Source organism: Paenibacillus sp. FW104-T2, assembly GCF_058789975.1.
The window spans coordinates 1-17,712 of record NZ_JBYTCE010000008.1 but is presented as its reverse complement, the minus strand read 5'-3'; the positions used below and the strand labels follow the sequence as shown (position 1 = coordinate 17,712).

At 44.6% G+C, this 17,712-nt stretch carries 23 protein-coding genes; all 23 read left to right on the top strand.

The genetic code is table 11. From position 1 onward, the window contains the following. Window positions 1–21 precede the first annotated feature (21 nt). The 23 genes from AC3WQ3_RS11965 (at window position 22) to AC3WQ3_RS11855 (ending at window position 17,642) form a co-directional block, all read left to right on the top strand. On the top strand, window positions 22–912 hold the full coding sequence (locus AC3WQ3_RS11965; protein ID WP_336779690.1) for a sugar phosphate isomerase/epimerase family protein: 891 nt from the start codon (window positions 22–24) through the stop codon (window positions 910–912). Further along, on the top strand, window positions 909–2,081 hold the full coding sequence (locus tag AC3WQ3_RS11960; protein ID WP_336779691.1) for a Gfo/Idh/MocA family protein: 1,173 nt from the start codon (window positions 909–911) through the stop codon (window positions 2,079–2,081). Before AC3WQ3_RS11965 ends, AC3WQ3_RS11960 begins: the two co-directional genes overlap by 4 nt. Window positions 2,082–2,146: 65 nt before the next feature. Continuing rightward, window positions 2,147–3,229 carry a Gfo/Idh/MocA family protein gene (locus tag AC3WQ3_RS11955; protein ID WP_336780224.1) on the top strand — a complete coding sequence of 361 codons (1,083 nt, stop codon included), beginning with the start codon at window positions 2,147–2,149 and terminating at the stop codon, window positions 3,227–3,229. Between the two features lie 315 nt (window positions 3,230–3,544). Beyond that, on the top strand, window positions 3,545–3,796 hold the full coding sequence (locus tag AC3WQ3_RS11950) for a hypothetical protein (protein ID WP_336779692.1): 252 nt from the start codon (window positions 3,545–3,547) through the stop codon (window positions 3,794–3,796). Between the two features lie 34 nt (window positions 3,797–3,830). Further along, complete coding sequence (locus AC3WQ3_RS11945) at window positions 3,831–4,328, top strand: GNAT family N-acetyltransferase (RefSeq protein WP_336779693.1); 498 nt, start codon at window positions 3,831–3,833, stop codon at window positions 4,326–4,328. Between the two features lie 242 nt (window positions 4,329–4,570). Beyond that, window positions 4,571–5,134, top strand: coding sequence for a GNAT family N-acetyltransferase (locus AC3WQ3_RS11940; protein WP_419719984.1), 564 nt, complete (start codon window positions 4,571–4,573; stop codon window positions 5,132–5,134). Window positions 5,135–5,201: 67 nt separating this feature from the next. Then, complete coding sequence (locus AC3WQ3_RS11935; RefSeq protein ID WP_336779694.1) at window positions 5,202–5,516, top strand: rRNA adenine N-6-methyltransferase family protein; 315 nt, start codon at window positions 5,202–5,204, stop codon at window positions 5,514–5,516. Window positions 5,517–5,629: 113 nt separating this feature from the next. After that, window positions 5,630–5,977, top strand: coding sequence for a hypothetical protein (locus AC3WQ3_RS11930; RefSeq protein WP_336779695.1), 348 nt, complete (start codon window positions 5,630–5,632; stop codon window positions 5,975–5,977). 33 nt (window positions 5,978–6,010) lie between these two features. Continuing rightward, entirely contained in the window at window positions 6,011–6,436 is a 426-nt protein-coding gene (locus AC3WQ3_RS11925) for a GNAT family N-acetyltransferase (RefSeq protein ID WP_336779696.1), read from the top strand. 56 nt (window positions 6,437–6,492) lie between these two features. Beyond that, entirely contained in the window at window positions 6,493–7,374 is an 882-nt protein-coding gene (locus AC3WQ3_RS11920; RefSeq protein ID WP_492472462.1) for a class I SAM-dependent methyltransferase, read from the top strand. Window positions 7,375–7,392: 18 nt separating this feature from the next. Further along, complete coding sequence (locus tag AC3WQ3_RS11915; protein WP_336779697.1) at window positions 7,393–7,887, top strand: P-loop NTPase family protein; 495 nt, start codon at window positions 7,393–7,395, stop codon at window positions 7,885–7,887. A gap of 50 nt (window positions 7,888–7,937) precedes the next feature. Next, window positions 7,938–8,519, top strand: coding sequence for a GNAT family N-acetyltransferase (locus AC3WQ3_RS11910; protein ID WP_336779698.1), 582 nt, complete (start codon window positions 7,938–7,940; stop codon window positions 8,517–8,519). 364 nt (window positions 8,520–8,883) lie between these two features. Continuing rightward, window positions 8,884–9,804: a phosphate/phosphite/phosphonate ABC transporter substrate-binding protein gene (locus AC3WQ3_RS11905; protein ID WP_246058076.1), complete on the top strand. Its 921-nt coding sequence runs from the start codon at window positions 8,884–8,886 to the stop codon at window positions 9,802–9,804. Between the two features lie 32 nt (window positions 9,805–9,836). Continuing rightward, window positions 9,837–10,604: a phosphonate ABC transporter ATP-binding protein gene (phnC, locus tag AC3WQ3_RS11900; protein ID WP_492472386.1), complete on the top strand. Its 768-nt coding sequence runs from the start codon at window positions 9,837–9,839 to the stop codon at window positions 10,602–10,604. Between the two features lies 1 nt (window position 10,605). Further along, the gene (phnE, locus tag AC3WQ3_RS11895; protein ID WP_492472385.1) at window positions 10,606–11,397 is read left to right on the top strand and encodes a phosphonate ABC transporter, permease protein PhnE; all 792 of its coding nucleotides are present in this window, start codon (window positions 10,606–10,608) and stop codon (window positions 11,395–11,397) included. After that, a complete protein-coding gene (gene phnE / locus AC3WQ3_RS11890) occupies window positions 11,394–12,233 on the top strand; it encodes a phosphonate ABC transporter, permease protein PhnE (RefSeq protein ID WP_251641866.1) in 840 nt (279 codons plus the stop codon). The genes phnE (AC3WQ3_RS11895) and phnE (AC3WQ3_RS11890) overlap by 4 nt, the downstream gene beginning before the upstream one ends. A gap of 46 nt (window positions 12,234–12,279) precedes the next feature. Further along, window positions 12,280–13,284 (top strand): tyrosine-protein phosphatase, encoded by a 1,005-nt coding sequence (locus AC3WQ3_RS11885; protein WP_492472384.1) that lies wholly within the window; start codon window positions 12,280–12,282, stop codon window positions 13,282–13,284. Window positions 13,285–13,440: 156 nt separating this feature from the next. Then, the gene (locus tag AC3WQ3_RS11880) at window positions 13,441–14,094 is read left to right on the top strand and encodes a GntR family transcriptional regulator (RefSeq protein ID WP_164764153.1); all 654 of its coding nucleotides are present in this window, start codon (window positions 13,441–13,443) and stop codon (window positions 14,092–14,094) included. 110 nt (window positions 14,095–14,204) lie between these two features. After that, window positions 14,205–14,840 (top strand): hypothetical protein, encoded by a 636-nt coding sequence (locus tag AC3WQ3_RS11875; RefSeq protein ID WP_492472383.1) that lies wholly within the window; start codon window positions 14,205–14,207, stop codon window positions 14,838–14,840. A gap of 109 nt (window positions 14,841–14,949) precedes the next feature. Further along, complete coding sequence (locus tag AC3WQ3_RS11870) at window positions 14,950–15,498, top strand: glutathione peroxidase (RefSeq protein WP_239298741.1); 549 nt, start codon at window positions 14,950–14,952, stop codon at window positions 15,496–15,498. 101 nt (window positions 15,499–15,599) lie between these two features. After that, the gene (locus AC3WQ3_RS11865) at window positions 15,600–16,457 is read left to right on the top strand and encodes a helix-turn-helix transcriptional regulator (RefSeq protein ID WP_492472382.1); all 858 of its coding nucleotides are present in this window, start codon (window positions 15,600–15,602) and stop codon (window positions 16,455–16,457) included. 70 nt (window positions 16,458–16,527) lie between these two features. Then, the gene (locus AC3WQ3_RS11860; protein ID WP_492472381.1) at window positions 16,528–17,283 is read left to right on the top strand and encodes an acyl-[acyl-carrier-protein] thioesterase; all 756 of its coding nucleotides are present in this window, start codon (window positions 16,528–16,530) and stop codon (window positions 17,281–17,283) included. Window positions 17,284–17,393: 110 nt separating this feature from the next. Next, window positions 17,394–17,642: a YczO family protein gene (locus AC3WQ3_RS11855; protein ID WP_492472380.1), complete on the top strand. Its 249-nt coding sequence runs from the start codon at window positions 17,394–17,396 to the stop codon at window positions 17,640–17,642. The last annotated feature ends 70 nt before the right edge of the window (window positions 17,643–17,712 follow it).

The following is a 17,712-nucleotide window of genomic DNA, read 5'->3' as shown; positions in this document are numbered from 1 at the left end:
TTACATAAGGAGATGACCAAGATGAAACTGTCTGTATTTACTGTAGCGACGCCTGACCTGAACGCAGAAGAACTGGCTGCAGCGGCAGCATCAGCAGGTATCGACGGAATCGAGTGGAGGTTCCGCGGAATACCGGAAGACGCACGTACGGAGGAACCATCTTTTTGGAGGCATAATCGGAGTTCAATCGATCCGGCCAAATGGGAGGAACAGGTCCCTGATTTTCGTGAAGCCACTTTAAAACACGGTAGACGTTCCATTGCACTAGTACCGTATCTGAGCTGTGGAGATCTTCAAGCGACCGAGCAGGCGTTTCAGGCAGCTGCTGATCTGGGTGCGTCCATGATGCGTGTAGGTGTGCCGGGATATGACCGTAAAACCAGTTATCCGGAGCTGTACAGCAGAGCAGTTAGGTATTTATCCGAAGTGCAGGAGATGGCTCAGCAGTATCACGTCAAAGCCGTGGTAGAGACGCATCACCAAACGATCGCTCCAACCGCTTCACTGGCCTACCGACTGGTGCAGTCGCTGGATGCCCAGCATGTTGGCGTGTTGTATGATCCAGGCAACATGGTACACGAAGGATATGAAAATTATCGAATGGGACTGGAACTATTGGGTCCTTACCTTGCCCACGTCCATGTGAAGAATGCAGCTTGGTACAAGGAGGAACAAAGCGGAGAGAGTGCAGGGAGTTCTGTATCCGCGAAATGGAGATGTCATTGGTCACCGCTGACTGAAGGTATCGTGGATTGGATGCAAGTGTTCCGTGACCTGAAATCAGTGGGATATGACGGATACTACGGTATTGAAGATTTCAGTGGAGAGTTTAATTCTCAGGCGATGTTACAGCATTTTGCTGAGGTATTTGGCGAAATTGAGCGTCGTGTGGAAGAGGAGGTACAGGTATGAGTTTAATTCGAGTAGCCGTCATTGGTATTGGAAACATGGGTGCCGCACATGCCAGAACGCTGATTGCCGGAGATGTGCCTGGTGCAGAGTTGGTAGCCGTATGTGATGTCCGAAAGGAAATGGAGAGCTGGGTAGCCAGTAATTTCCCGGCTTCGGTCAGTTACTGGCAGGATGCAGAGCAGATGATGGCATCCGGCACCATTGATGCGGTCATTATTGCAACACCTCATTATGATCACCCGGAACAGGCCATTCAGGCTTTTCAGCACGGTCTGCATGTCATGATCGAGAAACCAGCCGGTGTTTACACCAAACAGGTGCGCAAGATGAACGAAGCTGCTGCAGCCAGCGGCAAAGTGTTTTCCATGATGTACAATCAGCGGACGAATCCTCTGTATATCAAACTGAGAGATCTTATTGCTTCAGGAGAACTGGGGGAAGTAAGACGCACGAACTGGATCATCACGAATTGGTACCGATCCCAGAGTTACTATGACTCCGGCGGTTGGCGGGCAACCTGGGCAGGTGAAGGCGGTGGCGTGCTGATCAATCAGGATCCTCACCAGCTTGATTTGTGGCAGTGGACCATCGGCATGATGCCTGTACGAATGCGTGCATTTTGTTCGTTCGGAAAGTACCGGGATATTGAAGTGGAAGACGATGTGACAGCTTATGTGGAGTACGCAAACGGAGCAACAGGCGTATTTGTAACTACTACGGGTGAAGCTCCCGGTACCAACCGATTCGAGGTTAACGGAGACCGCGGTAAAATCGTGATTGAAGATGGTCAGCTGACATTCTGGCGCCTTCGGGAGTCCGAGCCAGAATTCAATAAACGGTTTACCGGAGGTTTTGGACAGCCGGAATGCTGGAAGTGTGAAGTTCCGATTACGGGTACTGAATCCGGCCACCCAGGACTGATTCGTAACTGGATTGACGCCATCCGAACAGGTGCCACGCTCATTGCTCCAGGAGAAGAAGGTATACACGGATTAACCTTGTCCAATGCGATGCTTCTCTCGACCTGGACGGACAATTGGGTTGAGCTGCCTATCGATGAAGAGTTATTTTATGAACATTTGCAGGAGCGTATTGCTAGTTCGAACACCAAGAAAGACAAAGGTTACAGCAGCAGCCAGCCTGCGGACCTGACGCAAACATTTAAGTAGGCCTGTTATATCAATCGTTGTACTTGAATCTAATAAAAGGTGGAGATGACGTGGCTAAAGATGGAATGTTTTATGCACCCAAAAGTGTGAAAAAAGAGGTTGTATGCGGTCCTGGTGAGTTTATTATTGCTGCTGTAGCACTCGATCATGGGCACATCTATGGTATGGTTGGAGGTTTGGTTGAGGCAGGGGCAACGCTCAAATGGGTATATGATCCTGATCCAGCCAAAGTGGAGGCATTTCGCAAACAGTTCCCACAAGCACAGGCCGCAGCTTCGGAAGAACAAGTGCTGGCAGATGATCAGGTGCAGTTAGTGGCCGGAGCAGCCATTACTTCGGAACGTGCGCCACTAGGCATGAGAGTTTTGGCGTCAGGCAAGGATTATTTTACGGACAAAGCCCCATTCACTACCTTGGACCAATTATCAAGGGCTAGGGAAGAAGTGAAACGGACCGGGAAGAAATACATGGTTTATTATAGTGAGCGTCTGCATGTGGAAAGTGCGATCTATGCCGGGCAGCTGATTGAGCAAGGAGCCATCGGTAAGGTTGTGCAGGTGATGGGCACAGGGCCGCATCGATTGAATGCTCCAGGCCGGCCGGAGTGGTTTTTCCAGCATGATAAATATGGCGGCATCCTCTGTGACATTGGAAGTCATCAGATTGAACAGTTTCTCACGTTCGCTTCATGCACGGATGCGGAAGTGGCGTTCAGCCGGGTGCATAACTTCCATCATCCACAATTCCCTGAACTGGAGGACTTCGGCGAAGCGTCTCTCATTGGAAACAATGGGGCTTCCGGTTACTTCCGGGTAGACTGGTTCACACCAGACGGTCTCGGGACATGGGGAGATGGGCGTACTGTCATCTTGGGAACTGACGGGTACATTGAATTGCGGAAATATATCGACGTCGCGAGAGAGCCGGTGGGAGATCAGGTCTATCTGGTTAACCATGAAGGTGAATACCGTTACAGTGTCAAAGGACAGGTCGGCTATCCGTTCTTCGGAGATCTCATCCGGGATTGTCTGGAGCGGACGGAGACAGCTATGACACAGGAACATGCATTTAAAGCTGCAGAGCTTTGCCTGATTGCGCAGCATAAAGCCATGAGTGAAAGAGTTGTCTGGAGCACCGGCGCGAAGTAAACGTTATTCAAGTGAATCAATAGTTCATGAGTTATTTTCAATGTGGAGAGGGCAGCCTGCAGCCAGGTTGCCTTTTTTTATTAGATGGCTTCGCAAATGGCATTATATGGGTTATCATGGATGAAGTTGGTGAGTTGTTAAAAATAATAGTAAATATGATTACATAGATTTGAAGGATATTTTTTAGAATTGAGAGTCGGTAGTAAATCAATCACAAGGGGGGATTTTTATGAAATTTATCGTCTCTGCAAGTGTAATCTTCCTTAATGAAAATAACGAGATTATGTCGAATTTACTGAATAGGAGAGCTAACTTATGAGTAATACGAATAAGATACTAGGTGCGGCGCTGATGTTGGGAAGTGTAGGCTTGGCAACCATAGAGCGAATCTCCGTAAGGCTATCTGCAGCGATTGTGGAAGCAGGTTATGCGTCCGGTGGCAATTCAAGAGAGATCGTATCAATGAATGACAATGGTTCAGGCTTGCTTGTTTACTTCCTGTTTTTTATCGGATTTGTGCTGCTCGTTTCCGGCTTTCCGGGAAGTTATCGGAGGAGAGATAAATAGGTGTCAAAATGTGAATTGGAAGAAGGGTGACCACATGATTATATATCGATTTGTTACGAATGAGGATATCCCTCATATCCAAACCATTGCTCGTGATACGTGGATGTTCACTTATGGGGACATATACTCCAAAGATTACATTCATAACTTTCTAAGTGTTGCTTATTCGACTGAGAACTTAAGTCGTTCTGTAGAGAGAGACCAGCAAAGTTCCAAACGAAAGTTTTTGATAGCAGAATATAACAACGTCATCGCTGGATTTGCCCAAACAACTCAAGTTCATGAAGAAGAGTATGAATTAACCCGAATCTATATACGGCCAGAATATCACAAGCTGGGAATTGGATCAGGCTTCATTCGGAGATATATTCAAGTGTTAGCACCGATAAAGTATCTGTTTGCCTGGGTAGCGAAAGACAATGATATAGGAATAGGGTTCTATGAGAAGTGTGGATTTAAAGAAACGGAAGAAAAGGTTGAAGTAATCGGAGGCAACTCCAAAAAACAGCTTAAATATGAATTGGAATTATAGATGTGAAAGCTGGATCTTCATGAACGTAATGGAGTTACAGACAATTCAGTAACAAAATGGATTAAAAGAAGGGTGATTTATATTGTTAGATTATACGAACACCACTACACAATTAACTGAACACAACCTGGATACCGTCGTTATACCCGTAGGTGCAACAGAGCAGTTCGGCCCTTATCTGATTTACTGATAGGCATAGGACTAATACATCGAAAAAGAATAGGAGTTAAAACTCTATGATCATTAGTGAAACCATGGTGTTAAATCATAACGTTCTAATTAGGGAGATAGCGCACGATGATATCCCTCAGCTCTACGAGCTGATATATGAAGAGGAACAACCGGAATGGAAAAAGTGGGACGCTCCTTATTTTCCATTGGAGCATGTCAGTTATACTGATTTTCAAGAATATACGAGTAAGGAAATGCTAAAAGACAGTGAGCCCTCTCACAGAATGATTATTCAAATTAATGATGAGATCGTGGGCACAGTGAATTATTATTGGGAGCACAAACCGTCCAATTGGATGGAAGTGGGGATCGTCATATATAAACCTGAGTATTGGAATGGTGGATATGGAACGGCTGTTTTGAAGATGTGGATCGACTATTTGTTCAATAAGCTACCTATAGTCCGAGTAGGATTAACAACTTGGTCAGGAAATGAAAGAATGATGAAGGTCGCAGAGAAACTGGGTATGCAGCTGGAAGGAAGACTTCGGAAGTGCCGCCTCTACAATAATACATACTATGATTCGATCCGTATGGGATTATTAAGAGAGGAATGGATGACCCAACAATTTTGATTATACTTGCCATTCACTTCAGTTCATTTAGATGAATACTAAATTAGAACCGTAGGAGGTTATTGAATTGGAGAATAAAGAGACGTTTAATTCAATTGCAAATGAATATGAAAAATATAGACCTACCTACCCAAATGAAATGTATAACGATATATTTGATTATTCAAATCTGGATAGAGAAGATAAAATTCTGGAGATTGGTTGTGGGACAGGCCAAGCCACGGGAGGAATGATCGAAAGAGATTACAAACAAATTACCTGTATTGAATATGGTGACAGATTGGCCCAGTTCACTGCAGAGAAATTTAAATCCTACGAAACGATCAAGGTGATTCATAGCTCGTTTGAAGAATGGAGCGGTGAAGGGGTCCTTTCAAGTTAGCCATTTCAGGCACAGCATTTCATTTTATCGAACCCAAGTTTGGTTATCGTAAAGTATGGGAACTTCTTGAGAGTTCGGGTTCCATTGCCTTTTTTTGGACCATACATGTGCCCATGTTTGATGAGCTCCATAACGAAATACGATCTCACTATAAAGAACTTGCACCACATTTGGACGATTCAACGTTCCAAACCCCCGAAGAAACCATCGAAGAAAGAAGAGCAATCACGGAAGATACAGGAATCTTCACCAATGTAATGGTGCGAGAATATACTGAAATTCTTACATATTCAAGCGGCGACTACGTTGCATTACTTAACACGAATTCGAAGCATAGACAGCTTCCCTATAAACAAAAAGATATCTTATTAAATAAGATTAAAAATTCAATTGATAGATCAGGCGGAACAATTTATAAAGAACACAGATTGGCATTGTTTTTAGGGAGAAAATTTTCGTAGGAAGAACGAAACATATCCGGAGGAGATGGGTCAATGGATTTTGTATATGGAGAATATCTTATTAGTGATAACAAAGAGAAGATTGACCTTCCTACGGTAAAAGGCTTTCTTGCAAGGAGCTACTGGGCGAACAAGCGCTCAGAAGAAATCATTGAGAAATCCATCCATTCTTCCATATGTTATGGAATCTACAAAGCAGAGATCCAAGTGGGATTTGCAAGGGTGGTAACTGATGAGGCTACCATGTTTTGGCTTTGTGATGTTTTTATCCATGAGGAATATCGAGGACAGGGACTTGGCAAGAAACTCATTGAAATTATTACACAATCGGACCGTTTCAAAAATGTAATGGGATTACTCGGAACATTAGATGCACATGAACTATACGAACAGTATCAATTCCATAGAAACCAGGATCGATTCATGGTAAGACTTCCAAATGATTTGAGGGAACGGTAAATAACGATATATCAGTAGATCTATAAAAAACGTACAAAGGGAGGGAGCATGGAATGATGTCTGAATACTATTGGGACAACAAAATTGAATATCTGAGGAATACGCGGGGGCTCTATTATAATGATGATTACCTGCAATTTCTTGTACAGTGCGTGTGGAAAATCACCAATCCTGTAAGCATTATTGATTATGGTTGCGGGTTCGGATATCTAGGTCTTAAACTCCTTCCATTGTTACCTGAAGGTTCAAGCTATACGGGGGTGGACAAGGGGGAGGAATTGATAAAAGAAGCGAGAGAGATGTTCTCAAACGTTCCATTTCAGACTGAGTTTATATCAGGGGACATAGAACAATTAGACGTAGAAGAGAAGTATGACATTGCCGTGAGTCATGCTTTTTTATTACATATGAATAACTCAGAAGTGATCCTACAGAAGATGATTGATAGTGTGAAGGATCAAGGAAAGGTCATCTGTTTCGAACCACATTGGATTGGTAATATGGCGAACTGTCATCTGGATGATGTTGAACAAAGCCAAATAGTGAAGTTAGGCGTCCTGCAAAAGCTATTTGAGAACGACTACAGACGTACAGGTAAGGATGGGAACATTGGGATAAGGTTGCCTATACGAATGAGTCAATTGGGTTTACAGAACGTGGAGTGCAGGATGAGTGATAAGGTTAACTTTTTGGATCAGAACATGGATATGGACAGCAAAAGCGCTTTGTTTGGTTCATTGAGAGAAGAAGGGTTTGGCCAGGAACCTGATGATTCCGATGAGAGCTTAGACAACTTAGTGAATAGAGAATTACAGCCAGAGGAAGCACGCGAGCAATATGAAGCTGAATTAACGTTTTCCAAGAGATTCAATCAGGAGTCCTGGCTAACGTATGCACCCAGTATGAAAATTTCGTTCGGAACGGTTAAAAGAGCGTAATTCGTAGGAGAGATTTAAATGAAAAAGATTTTAATCCTGGGTATTGTGGCAAGTGGCAAAACGACATTGGCTAAGGAAATCTCTCAAAAAATAAATATACCGTGGTATGAGCTGGATACGATCGTCCATCATGAGACACTTTATGGTAGAAATAAACGTACACCGGATGAGCAAATTGCTGTGATTCAGGACATTGACCTTCACGGAGCATGGATATTCGAAGGAACGGATCGGGCATCTTACCGATGCTTATGGGATATGGCAGATACGATCATCTTTTTGGATACACCGTTGTGGAAACGGAAAATGAGAATTTTCTTGCGATTTATTAAACAAAATCTAGGAATTGAAAAGAGTCATTACACATCTGATGTACAGATGTTAAAAATGATGTACAAATGGACAAGGGATTTCGAGAGAAATCGGGTGGATTTTGAAAAAAGATTGCATCCATATCATCACAAACTGATCATCTTAAGGGATAACAAAAAACATGAGTTTCTCCACTCATAACTTTTATGAAGGAAATAAAAAGTGAAGCATCGCGGAAAGAGAGAGCCCTCATGCATTATGATGACATTCAACAAACGTTGATTACGGAGCGGCTGTGCCTGAGATTGTTCGACGAATCTGATGCTGCCACCGTCACTGAACTGTGTAACAACTACAATATTTATAAAAGCACGCTTACGTTACCTTACCCTTACACGCTGGATTGTGCGTTATCCTGGATTCAGTATCATCGACAGAATTTCGAGAAAGGGAAACACTATGAATTTGCGATTTGCAATAGGGCAGCAGGAACACTATATGGTGCGGTAGCCTTATCTTGTGATCATCGGTATGATCATGGCGAAATTGCTTATTGGATCGGTGAGGCGTATTGGGGAAAGGGTTATGCGACAGAAGCTTCACAAGCGATGTTTGATTTTGCTTTCCATGTGAAAAAATATCATAAAGTATATGGGCGACACTTTGCTTCTAATCCGGCATCTGGAAAAGTTCTTCAAAAGATTGGCATGAACCAGGAAGGTGTCCTCATGGATCATGTGAAGAAAGAGGGTCAATACGAAAACCTGGATCTATTATGGAATTGTAAAAAGAGAATAGGACTAAACGCAGCTTATGATTTCTCAGGATTGTAAAATAGCAGAGAGAACCTTCACAGCTTTATTTCCAAATAATTTAAAGGATGAGCAGACAATGACGGGCTTGTGTAGCCGTTCATTTTCTGCTTCTTTTTTAGGTTTCGGAAATGATCCATCCCTCCTATATGAGTAAATCGATACTTCTCTTTCCATTCAGAAACTAACAAATCTCCTCCCTGAAGATAGTTGTTTATCACATCATTTAGTGCATTTATTTAATTTCAGGACTACTAATACCCTTGAATGTTTTACAAATCCGATGATTTACCAAATCATTCTTCTTACATTCAACTTGTATCCTACTTGTGTACCAGAGAAATATCCGGTATGAAATCAACCACATTTCAGGAGGGTATACATTGTGAAAAATAGTAAACGTAAAAGTTATCAAAGCTTGATCCTCTCGCTTGTATTTATGCTTGTCATCCTGTCGGGATGCGGGGCCTCAGCTAGCTCAAGTTCGAGTGAAGGTGGAATGCCCGAAGTCATCCGAATCGGTATTATGCCAAGCGAAGAGGGCGAGATGAACCGTTCCCAGGAACAGCTAGCAACAGATATTACAGAAGCAACCGGTATCCCTGCTGAAATTTTTGTAGCTGAAGATTATAACATGGTCATCGAAGCCCTGCGTGCAGGCAAAATCGAAATTGGACTGATCGGGCCGTTTGGTTACATCATCGCTACGGAACGAGCCAATGCCAAGCTGCTTGTCCGTTCCGAAAGTGATCAACAATCGAATACGGTCATCCTCGTTCGTAATGACTCTCCATATCAAAGTGTACAGGACCTTAAAGGGAAAGATTTTTTGTTTGCTGATCCAGCATCAACCTCCGGTAATTTGTACCCACGTGCCACATTAATGAAAGAGCTGGGTCTTTCCAATAAGGAGCTGGATTCCTTTTTCGGCAGTGTAGCGTTCTCTGGTGGACATGACAAATCACTGCTTGCACTGGCAAACGGCAATGCGGATGCGATTGGTACGTCAAGTCTCATGGTGCCGATGATGGCAGAATCAGGACTTATTAAAGAAGAAGATTTCCGCGTGATTGCCGAGTCGGATCCGATCGTTGGCGGTGCTCCACTGCTTTATCGTCAAGACTTGCCAGAAGAATTGGTTACACAGCTGCGTGAGCTCATGCTGGACTATGATACGAAAAACCCTAAATTCCTCGAAAGTGTAGGTGCAGCCCGTTTTGTAGAAGGCAGTGACAGTGATTTTGATCCAATCCGGGAAGTCGCCAAAGCACTGGATATGTCCCCAGAGGAACTGTTGAAGAAATAGAATTCAAACGTGAAAGATAAGGAGGAAATAACATGACACTTTTAAAGGTGGAAGGGTTGTCCAAGGTATATCCTGACGGAACCAAAGCGCTTGATAACTTGAACCTTACGATTGCTGCCGGAGAATTCGTTGTCGTCATTGGACCGAGCGGCGCCGGGAAGAGCACCTTGCTGCGAAGCCTGAACCGAATGATCGAGCCGACAAACGGAAAGATCCAGTTTAAAGGCAGTGAAACCATGGGCATCAAGGGGAAAAAGCTCCGTGAACTTCGACGCCATATGGGTATGATCTTTCAGGGGTATAATCTGGTCACACGGGTATCCGTTCTTAATAACGTGCTGCATGGACGATTAGGCTACATGAATCCGCTCAAAGGCGCACTGGGTCTCTACTCCAAAGCAGATACAGAAGCAGCCAAGGTCATGCTTCACCGTGTTGGTTTACATGAACAGATGTACAAGAGAGCAGATGAGCTCAGTGGAGGTCAGCAGCAGAGAGTAGGCATTGCACGTGCCCTTTCGCAGAAGCCGGATTTGATACTGGCGGATGAACCGATAGCCAGTCTCGACCCTGCTTCCTCGGAGACGATCATGCATTATCTGTATACGATCTGCAAAGAGGAAGGCATTGCCTGCCTGTGCAATCTGCATCAGGTGGATATCGCGAAGAAATATGCAACACGTATCATCGGCATTCATAAAGGGTCCAAGGTCTTTGACGGAACACCTGAAGAACTGACGGAAGATATGATCCGGCTCATTTACAACCAGACCAATCCCCAAGTGAAGGAGACAGCCTGACATGAATGCGGCTCAGTTGCAATCTGCCCGAAAAATGAAACGCATGCAGACGATATTGTTCTTTATCGTGCTGTTGGCTCTTATCATCTGGTCTTCCATCGGCGCAGAGTTTTCATTCGGAGCTTTATTCGCAGGGATAGGAGAGAGCTTCCGATTTATCTTTTTTGATTTTCTTCCACCTGATCTTTCTTCGCTTTCCCAGCTCATAGAACCTGCACTGCAGACCCTTTATATGAGTGTGGTAGCGATGGTCATCGGGTCGGTTGTAGCAGGAATGTTATCCTTTTTAGCCGCAGCCACGACAAGCCCGCACCCTTACCTTCAGGTATTTGTTCGTGCAGCTACATCGCTGTTTCGTAACATTCCGGTCATTATCTGGACGATACTGCTTGTTGCAGCGTTTGGACTGGGTGCTGTAGTCGGTACAATGTCACTGATCCTGATCTCGATCGGTATGCTGACGCGTTCCTTTGCCGAGGTGCTTGAAGAGATTGATATGGGGCAGGTAGAAGCGGTTCGTGCTGCCGGCGGAAGTTATTTTCAAGTGTTGTCCCAAGCCGTATTTCCACAATTCCTTCCCGGATTTATCGGCTGGAGCTTGTACAACTTCGAAATCAACGTACGTGCATCCACGATTGTAGGTATGGTTGGAGGCGGTGGCCTCGGATTTATCCTGCAATCCAAACTGAAGTTGTTTCAGTATCAGGAAGCCAGCATGGCCGTGCTGCTTGTACTCGTTATCGTTCTTGTTGTGGAAACGATCACCAATCGCGTAAGGGAGCGAATCATATGAGTATGCAAATGAACGAAGTGAAGCCATCTTTTACGCTGTATACTTCCATGCCAGAGCCACCCAAGCCGAAAAGGAACAAGCTGTTAGTCATTGGTCTGCCGCTAATTGCTGTGCTTTTTGTGTTCAGTCTCGTCCAGCTGCAGTTCGACTATGCCAAGATTGCCCAAGGCTTTACGAAACTCGGCGGTTACATGGGAACTATGTTTCCACCTGATTTCTCAGCCTGGCGCCATGTCCTGCTCGCGGCTGTAGAGTCATTGCAAGTTGCCATTCTTGGATCAGTGCTGGGGATCGTCGTAGCGTTCTTTCTCTCCTTTTTGGCTGCAAGCAATTTGACGCCTCATCCGTTCGTTGCTTGGATCATTCGTAGTGCGGCTTCCTTGCTTCGTGCGATTCCTACGATCGTGTGGGCTCTCATCTTTATCGTGTCTGTGGGTCTTGGACCGCTTCCCGGAGTGCTTGCGATTGCTGTCTCAGCGGCAGGTATGCTTGTCAAAGTATTTGCCCAGTCCCTGGAGGAAATCGACAAGGGCGTACTCGAAGCGATGCAGTCGACGGGTGCCAGCTGGCTGCAGATTGTCATGCAAGGTATTTTGCCTACAGTGAAGACAGCTTTTATTGCCTGGTGCGTGCTGCAGCTAGAAGGCGGTATTGCCGAATCCACAATTCTTGGTGCGGTTGGCGCAGGAGGTATTGGATATGAGATGACTCATGCCATGAAATCCTATAACTTTGCAGCAGCTTTATTTGTCGGGTTGGTCGTGTTCGCCATGGTATTCAGCGTGGAGTTTGTGGCAAACCGATACAAAATGAAGCTTAAAACACGTCAGAACTAATCCATTACATTCATAATGATGAATATTACTTTGAGGAGGAAGAACAATGTCAACATCTAATTCACTTTTAAAACAAGGCCCTACGGTTCAGGCTAAGTATAGCGAAAATAACGGGATAGCGTTAGCCTGGAATATGGCAGAGAACATGGTGGTGGAGGCAGTTTACCATTCTGTTAGTCCGGAATTTATTGAATCCAGCAGCACGCTGCTAGATATACAGATTGATCCGGCAGGAGCGGTATTTACGAGAACGGTGTCTCCTGGCCGCAACTATTATCATGTGAAGTTTACGAATGGGTCGGTGTCAACCATTAACGACCGCATGATCTACACGGATGGCGTAATTAATTTCCGGGATATGGGCGGTTACCTTACAGAAGATGGCCGCACGACCCGTTGGGGCACGCTGCTGCGATCTGCTGATCTGCATGAGCTTAGTGAGCAGGACCTGCAAACGGCATCTGCGCTAGGCATTGACTGGATTTGTGATTTGCGCAGCGATTTTGAAGTAGCCAGCCGTCCAAGCCCAGCCATTGGTCATGCGATCAACACGAATATTCCCTTTATGGCGGAAGCAAGTCCGGAGGAAATGCAGAAGATCGGACATGATCTGCATGCCGGCTACAAAGCCATGATATTAAATACGGAAAAATGTGCACTTATCCTCAATGAACTATTAAAAGAAGAGCGGGATACTTCCTTATTCCACTGTGCCGCGGGTAAAGATCGAACCGGAGTTGTATGTGCATTGATTCTTCTTACCTTGGGTGTGCCGCGAGAAGTTGTTATTGAAGACTACGAGCTGACGAATCTCGCAGTGGACGGACTCATGCAGCGTTTCCTATCGGGAAGCAACGAGGACTATCAGAAATATATGGATCAAATGCCTGAACTACAGGGAGCGATTCCGGAGATGATGAAAGCGGCCTTCATACAAGCTGCACTCGAAGCAATCGACGAGAACTACGGGACTTTCGAGCATTATCTTACAGATGGACTAGGCATTACTGTAGAGCAGAGGACAGCTCTTCAAAACAAATACCTGGTTTAAAAAAATGGAGTCCAGACACTGGAATACAGTGCTGGACTCCTTCTTGCCTCCGTCTGGTTGCGCAACTTCTTCTAAGACTGGTAATATAGGGTGAAATGTGTAGATCACGTTAAAATTCAAATGAAGTCCTCATCAATGGGAGAAAGGGATTATGATATGAACAAAATATCGCTTGTCGATACAGCATACATGATGCTGCGTGAGCGAATGGTCTGCGGAGAATTAATGCCCGAAACCCTGCTATCCGAGAACGAATTGGCGGAGGAGTACCAGATGAGCCGTACACCGATTCGTCATGCCATTGCTCGTCTTGAATCAGAAGGTTATGTAACTGCTCTCAAAAATCGCGGTGTCTTGGTTAAGGATGTAGGAGGAAAGGAGTTTCTTGATCTCATCGAACAGATTCAGTCTATGCTTTTTTACTCTTTTGAAATGATGAAAAACCCGAACCGAGAGATCTATTTAAATCTGGAATCGCTCGCAGCTCATGTGGAGGTTCAGCGAACCGCCGAGAAAAGGAATGATTATCCTTTATATACCGAACATCATTTTCTTTTCATGCGGGAGATCGTTGAATCCTTGAATAATGGCGTCATGCTGAACACATTTGATTCCTTTCGGGATAAACTCTACATGTATTCCATCGTCCGCTTCAAACGAACTCCACATATCAAACACTACAGTGCGATCGGGATTAATCGGGATACGCTGCACGCCTTATCCAGCAATGATTACAACGCAGCTCAAGAGGTTGTGTTATCTCTTATTCCTATTACCAGAGAGCGTATGCTTGCTACAGGTCAGTTTTAACTTTTTTTCTATGAAAATGGTATGGTTTATTTTCATATGGCAAATGCTTCAGAACTGGAAAAAACGCTGCCTCAACGGGCAGCTTATTTTGTTAGAGGAAGGTGAAGAAAATGACTGTTGTAGGTATACTTGGAACCATTCATAATCCGGAATTGAGAGAAAAATATAATTGTTCACTCGCCCTATACGAATCTCTTATAACTGAATTTAAACCGGATATCATATGCGGAGAAGTACATCCGTTAAGCTGGCAGAAATACATCAAGGACCGCAATAGTAAGGGATATTGGGGAGAGCCGGCAAGCGAATATTGGGAGCTCATATTTCCATTATGTGAGGAAAACCAGATTGAATTTGTACCCATTGACTGGTTTGAACTAGATGTGTGGAATCATTTCGATCCGTTTGGAGGTTACTCTGAAGTGGAACGTAAAGAGTTGGAGAAAAAAGACGATGAATGGTTTCTCAAACAAATGAGTACACATGCAGCTGGAGACATCCCCTTCAACTCGGTGGAGTTTGATGAGATGACCCGCCTGAAATATGAATGGTTAAAACAGATCAATCCAACAGCTCACAACATTCGCTGGGTCGTGCGTAATCAAATCATGATTCAGCGGGTGAAAAACATAATGGATTCGAATCCGAATAAGAGAATTCTGTGTATAGTAGGAGCGGATCATAATTATCTGTTCCAAGAGACACTTATCAAAGAACCGATCCAACTGCTCTATCCATTAAGGTAGTACTGAAATGATGATGTCCATACTTTTTTAATACAGCAGAGATCATTTCGTATATAATAGAGGACACGTATCATTCTACATACTACATAACAACGAGGTGCACCAATTTATGGCAACCATCTATGATTTTACAGTTACCAAAACTAGCGGAGAACGATTCCCGCTCTATCAATATGAAGGAAAGCCCGTGCTGATTGTGAATACGGCAAGCAAATGCAAATATACACATCAATTCGATGATATCCAGAAGCTGTACGATAAGTATAAGGATCAAGGTCTTCAGGTTATCGGTTTTCCATGCAATCAGTTTGCTGAACAGGAGCCCGGAAGCAGTGAAGATGCGGCTTCGTTCTGCCAGATTAATTATGGTGTGAAATTCCCCATGTTCTCTAAAATGGACGTGAATGGCGATACGGCACATCCCCTGTATGACTTCCTGAAAAAATCAGGACCGTTCGCAGGATTTGACGAGTCCGATGTGCAAGCCAAACTGTTGAAATTAATGGTCGCGGACAAGGCACCTGAATGGCTGCACGGAGATGCAATCAAGTGGAACTTCACGAAGTTTCTGATCAATGCCGACGGGCAAGTAGTCAAACGCTTCGAACCTGTGGATTCCATGGATGCAGTTCAGGCCAGCATTGAGCAATTGTTGTAATTATAGAGATTTTGAAGAGGCCATGAGTTGAACCGTGAACAGCGGTACGTTCATGGCTTCTATTCTAGATAAGAAAACCTCTCCCATAGGGGGCGCTCAAAATGACACGTATGCATCAGTTTAATGCACCGCTGGAATACAGTTATCGTTCCACGCGCAATTTTTCCAGCGGGGCGTCAGACGGATTTCATTCTCATCCGCACTATGAGGTCTATTATTTTCATGCCGGAGAGTGCACCTATATTATAGGTGACCGTGTGTACAGCCTGGAACCTGGCGATCTGATTCTAATGCATGGGATGACGCTTCATCGGGCTCATCCGGTACCTGGCGGCTTATATGAACGCACAACACTGCACTTTGATCCATCACTTATTCGCAGCAGCCTTCATCCAGATCGAATCAGCGAGGTACTTATGCCTTTTGATGAGCTCCGAAACTGCCGAATCAATCTGACGGGTGACATCCGGGCGGAATTCGAATCCCTGCTGCTGAACCTGGATCAGCTATCGGTCCATTCAGGCGAGTTCAGACAGGAACGAATGACAGTACGTTTGTGCGACCTGTTATATTTTGTGGCTGGCATTTGCCATGGGATCGTGGTGGATCATCGCCCTTCATCGGATAAGGAGCGTCATGTCCAGCACATCATGGGTTATGTGGATACGCACTATATGCAGGATATTGGTTTGGATGATCTGGCGAACGAGCTTCATTTATCCAAGCCTTACCTGGCGGGGTTGTTCAAAGAAATGACAGGCAGCACCATATTCAAATATTTGTATGACCGCCGTATTAATCAGGCCAAACTGTTATTTCAATTTCAACCGGATATTTCGGTTACTGAGGCAAGTAGGTTGTCGGGGTTTAAGCGTTTGTCACATTTCAGCCGCATATTCAAACAAAACGTGGGCTGTGCACCTGATCTATATCGTACTCGCTTACACAGGACCCAGTGATGGAATACGGCATGATATTTACCCTTATCAATACACACAATTGGTTCAAACCGAAGGAGGTTTTAATGGAATGACAACGGAACTACCTTATGCATTTCAGTACAGAATTGGATCATCCGAATCGGACTATAAGTCATTATACAAGCCTTCCGCATTGCTGGAACATATGCAGCTTGCAGCAGACCGCGATCTGGCCCGGATGGGTATTACGGTATCGGAAATGCTGGATCAGGGGCTGGGCTGGATGTTAATTACAACGGATTTGACTATAATCCGCCAAGCTCGATTGGAGGAAGAAGTCAGTCTCCAGACCTGGTATAAAGGCAACAAAGGAGTCATGTGGCTGAGAGATTATGTTCTTACCGACACAGAGGGGAATCACATCGCGGAGGCACGGACTTCCTGGGCGCTTGTCGATTTGGAGAAACGAAAGCTCCTCAGACCAGCAGCACTGCCGTTTGAAGTGAAGTCACATCCCGAATTATCGCTGGGTGAACCCCCGGAGAAAGTGATGCTTCCATCAGGACTGGAGCCACAGGAAGATTATCGCCTGAACGTTCGATACAGCAGCACGGACAGCAACGGTCATATGAATAATGCGAGATATGCCGATGTGTGCTGTGACGCACTTACTGCTGAAGAACTTGCTGCTCGTCTGACAGGCATGCAGATATCGTATCACCGGGAAATTCGAATGCAGGAAGAACTGGTTGTGGAACGAACAAAAGCGATAGATGGCGTAATCTGGATTCGCGGACGATCAGGAGCAGATGTGCAGAATATTATTTTTGAAGCAAGATTAAGTTTTGAAGAGGTCGATGCTTAATTATTGAGATTGAAGGCTGCCCAAATCCTCGGGGTGGTCTTTTTGCTGTGTTTAGAAGACATGCAGAAAAGGTAAAGAAAGGGTAATGAAACCAGAGGAGGCGTTTAAGAATGAAAAATCAAGTTCAGGGTCAGAATAAAGAACCGAATAAGGCACATGCGCACGATAATCCCGAACAATACCCGACGGAGAAGGAAAGTTTGCTTGACCAGTATGAAGAAGAGCAGACCGTGGACCCCATCCCCTTGGAGGACCTGAATATGGAACAGCAAGAAGAGAAAAATAAGGATCAGACCAAGAGCAATTCTTCGACTGAAGAGAAATACCGTGCGGATTATAGGGAGAGCGATAAAGATTGATTTAGCATATTTTCATCTTTAGTGAAAATAGAATAGTTTGTTGACTAATGTATGTTACTATATTATAGTT

Bases quoted from the DNA above. Each gene is read 5' to 3' on its own strand.
- AC3WQ3_RS11965 (WP_336779690.1), top strand. From the start codon at position 22: ATGAAACTGTCTGTATTTACTGTAGCGACGCCTGACCTGAACGCAGAA.
- AC3WQ3_RS11960 (WP_336779691.1), top strand. From the start codon at position 909: ATGAGTTTAATTCGAGTAGCCGTCATTGGTATTGGAAACATGGGTGCC.
- AC3WQ3_RS11955 (WP_336780224.1), top strand. From the start codon at position 2,147: ATGTTTTATGCACCCAAAAGTGTGAAAAAAGAGGTTGTATGCGGTCCT.
- AC3WQ3_RS11950 (WP_336779692.1), top strand. From the start codon at position 3,545: ATGAGTAATACGAATAAGATACTAGGTGCGGCGCTGATGTTGGGAAGT.
- AC3WQ3_RS11945 (WP_336779693.1), top strand. From the start codon at position 3,831: ATGATTATATATCGATTTGTTACGAATGAGGATATCCCTCATATCCAA.
- AC3WQ3_RS11930 (WP_336779695.1), top strand. From the start codon at position 5,630: ATGTTTGATGAGCTCCATAACGAAATACGATCTCACTATAAAGAACTT.
- AC3WQ3_RS11925 (WP_336779696.1), top strand. From the start codon at position 6,011: ATGGATTTTGTATATGGAGAATATCTTATTAGTGATAACAAAGAGAAG.
- AC3WQ3_RS11920 (WP_492472462.1), top strand. From the start codon at position 6,493: ATGTCTGAATACTATTGGGACAACAAAATTGAATATCTGAGGAATACG.
- AC3WQ3_RS11915 (WP_336779697.1), top strand. From the start codon at position 7,393: ATGAAAAAGATTTTAATCCTGGGTATTGTGGCAAGTGGCAAAACGACA.
- AC3WQ3_RS11910 (WP_336779698.1), top strand. From the start codon at position 7,938: ATGCATTATGATGACATTCAACAAACGTTGATTACGGAGCGGCTGTGC.
- phnC (WP_492472386.1), top strand. From the start codon at position 9,837: ATGACACTTTTAAAGGTGGAAGGGTTGTCCAAGGTATATCCTGACGGA.
- phnE (WP_492472385.1), top strand. From the start codon at position 10,606: ATGAATGCGGCTCAGTTGCAATCTGCCCGAAAAATGAAACGCATGCAG.
- phnE (WP_251641866.1), top strand. From the start codon at position 11,394: ATGAGTATGCAAATGAACGAAGTGAAGCCATCTTTTACGCTGTATACT.
- AC3WQ3_RS11885 (WP_492472384.1), top strand. From the start codon at position 12,280: ATGTCAACATCTAATTCACTTTTAAAACAAGGCCCTACGGTTCAGGCT.
- AC3WQ3_RS11880 (WP_164764153.1), top strand. From the start codon at position 13,441: ATGAACAAAATATCGCTTGTCGATACAGCATACATGATGCTGCGTGAG.
- AC3WQ3_RS11875 (WP_492472383.1), top strand. From the start codon at position 14,205: ATGACTGTTGTAGGTATACTTGGAACCATTCATAATCCGGAATTGAGA.
- AC3WQ3_RS11870 (WP_239298741.1), top strand. From the start codon at position 14,950: ATGGCAACCATCTATGATTTTACAGTTACCAAAACTAGCGGAGAACGA.
- AC3WQ3_RS11865 (WP_492472382.1), top strand. From the start codon at position 15,600: ATGACACGTATGCATCAGTTTAATGCACCGCTGGAATACAGTTATCGT.
- AC3WQ3_RS11860 (WP_492472381.1), top strand. From the start codon at position 16,528: ATGACAACGGAACTACCTTATGCATTTCAGTACAGAATTGGATCATCC.
- AC3WQ3_RS11855 (WP_492472380.1), top strand. From the start codon at position 17,394: ATGAAAAATCAAGTTCAGGGTCAGAATAAAGAACCGAATAAGGCACAT.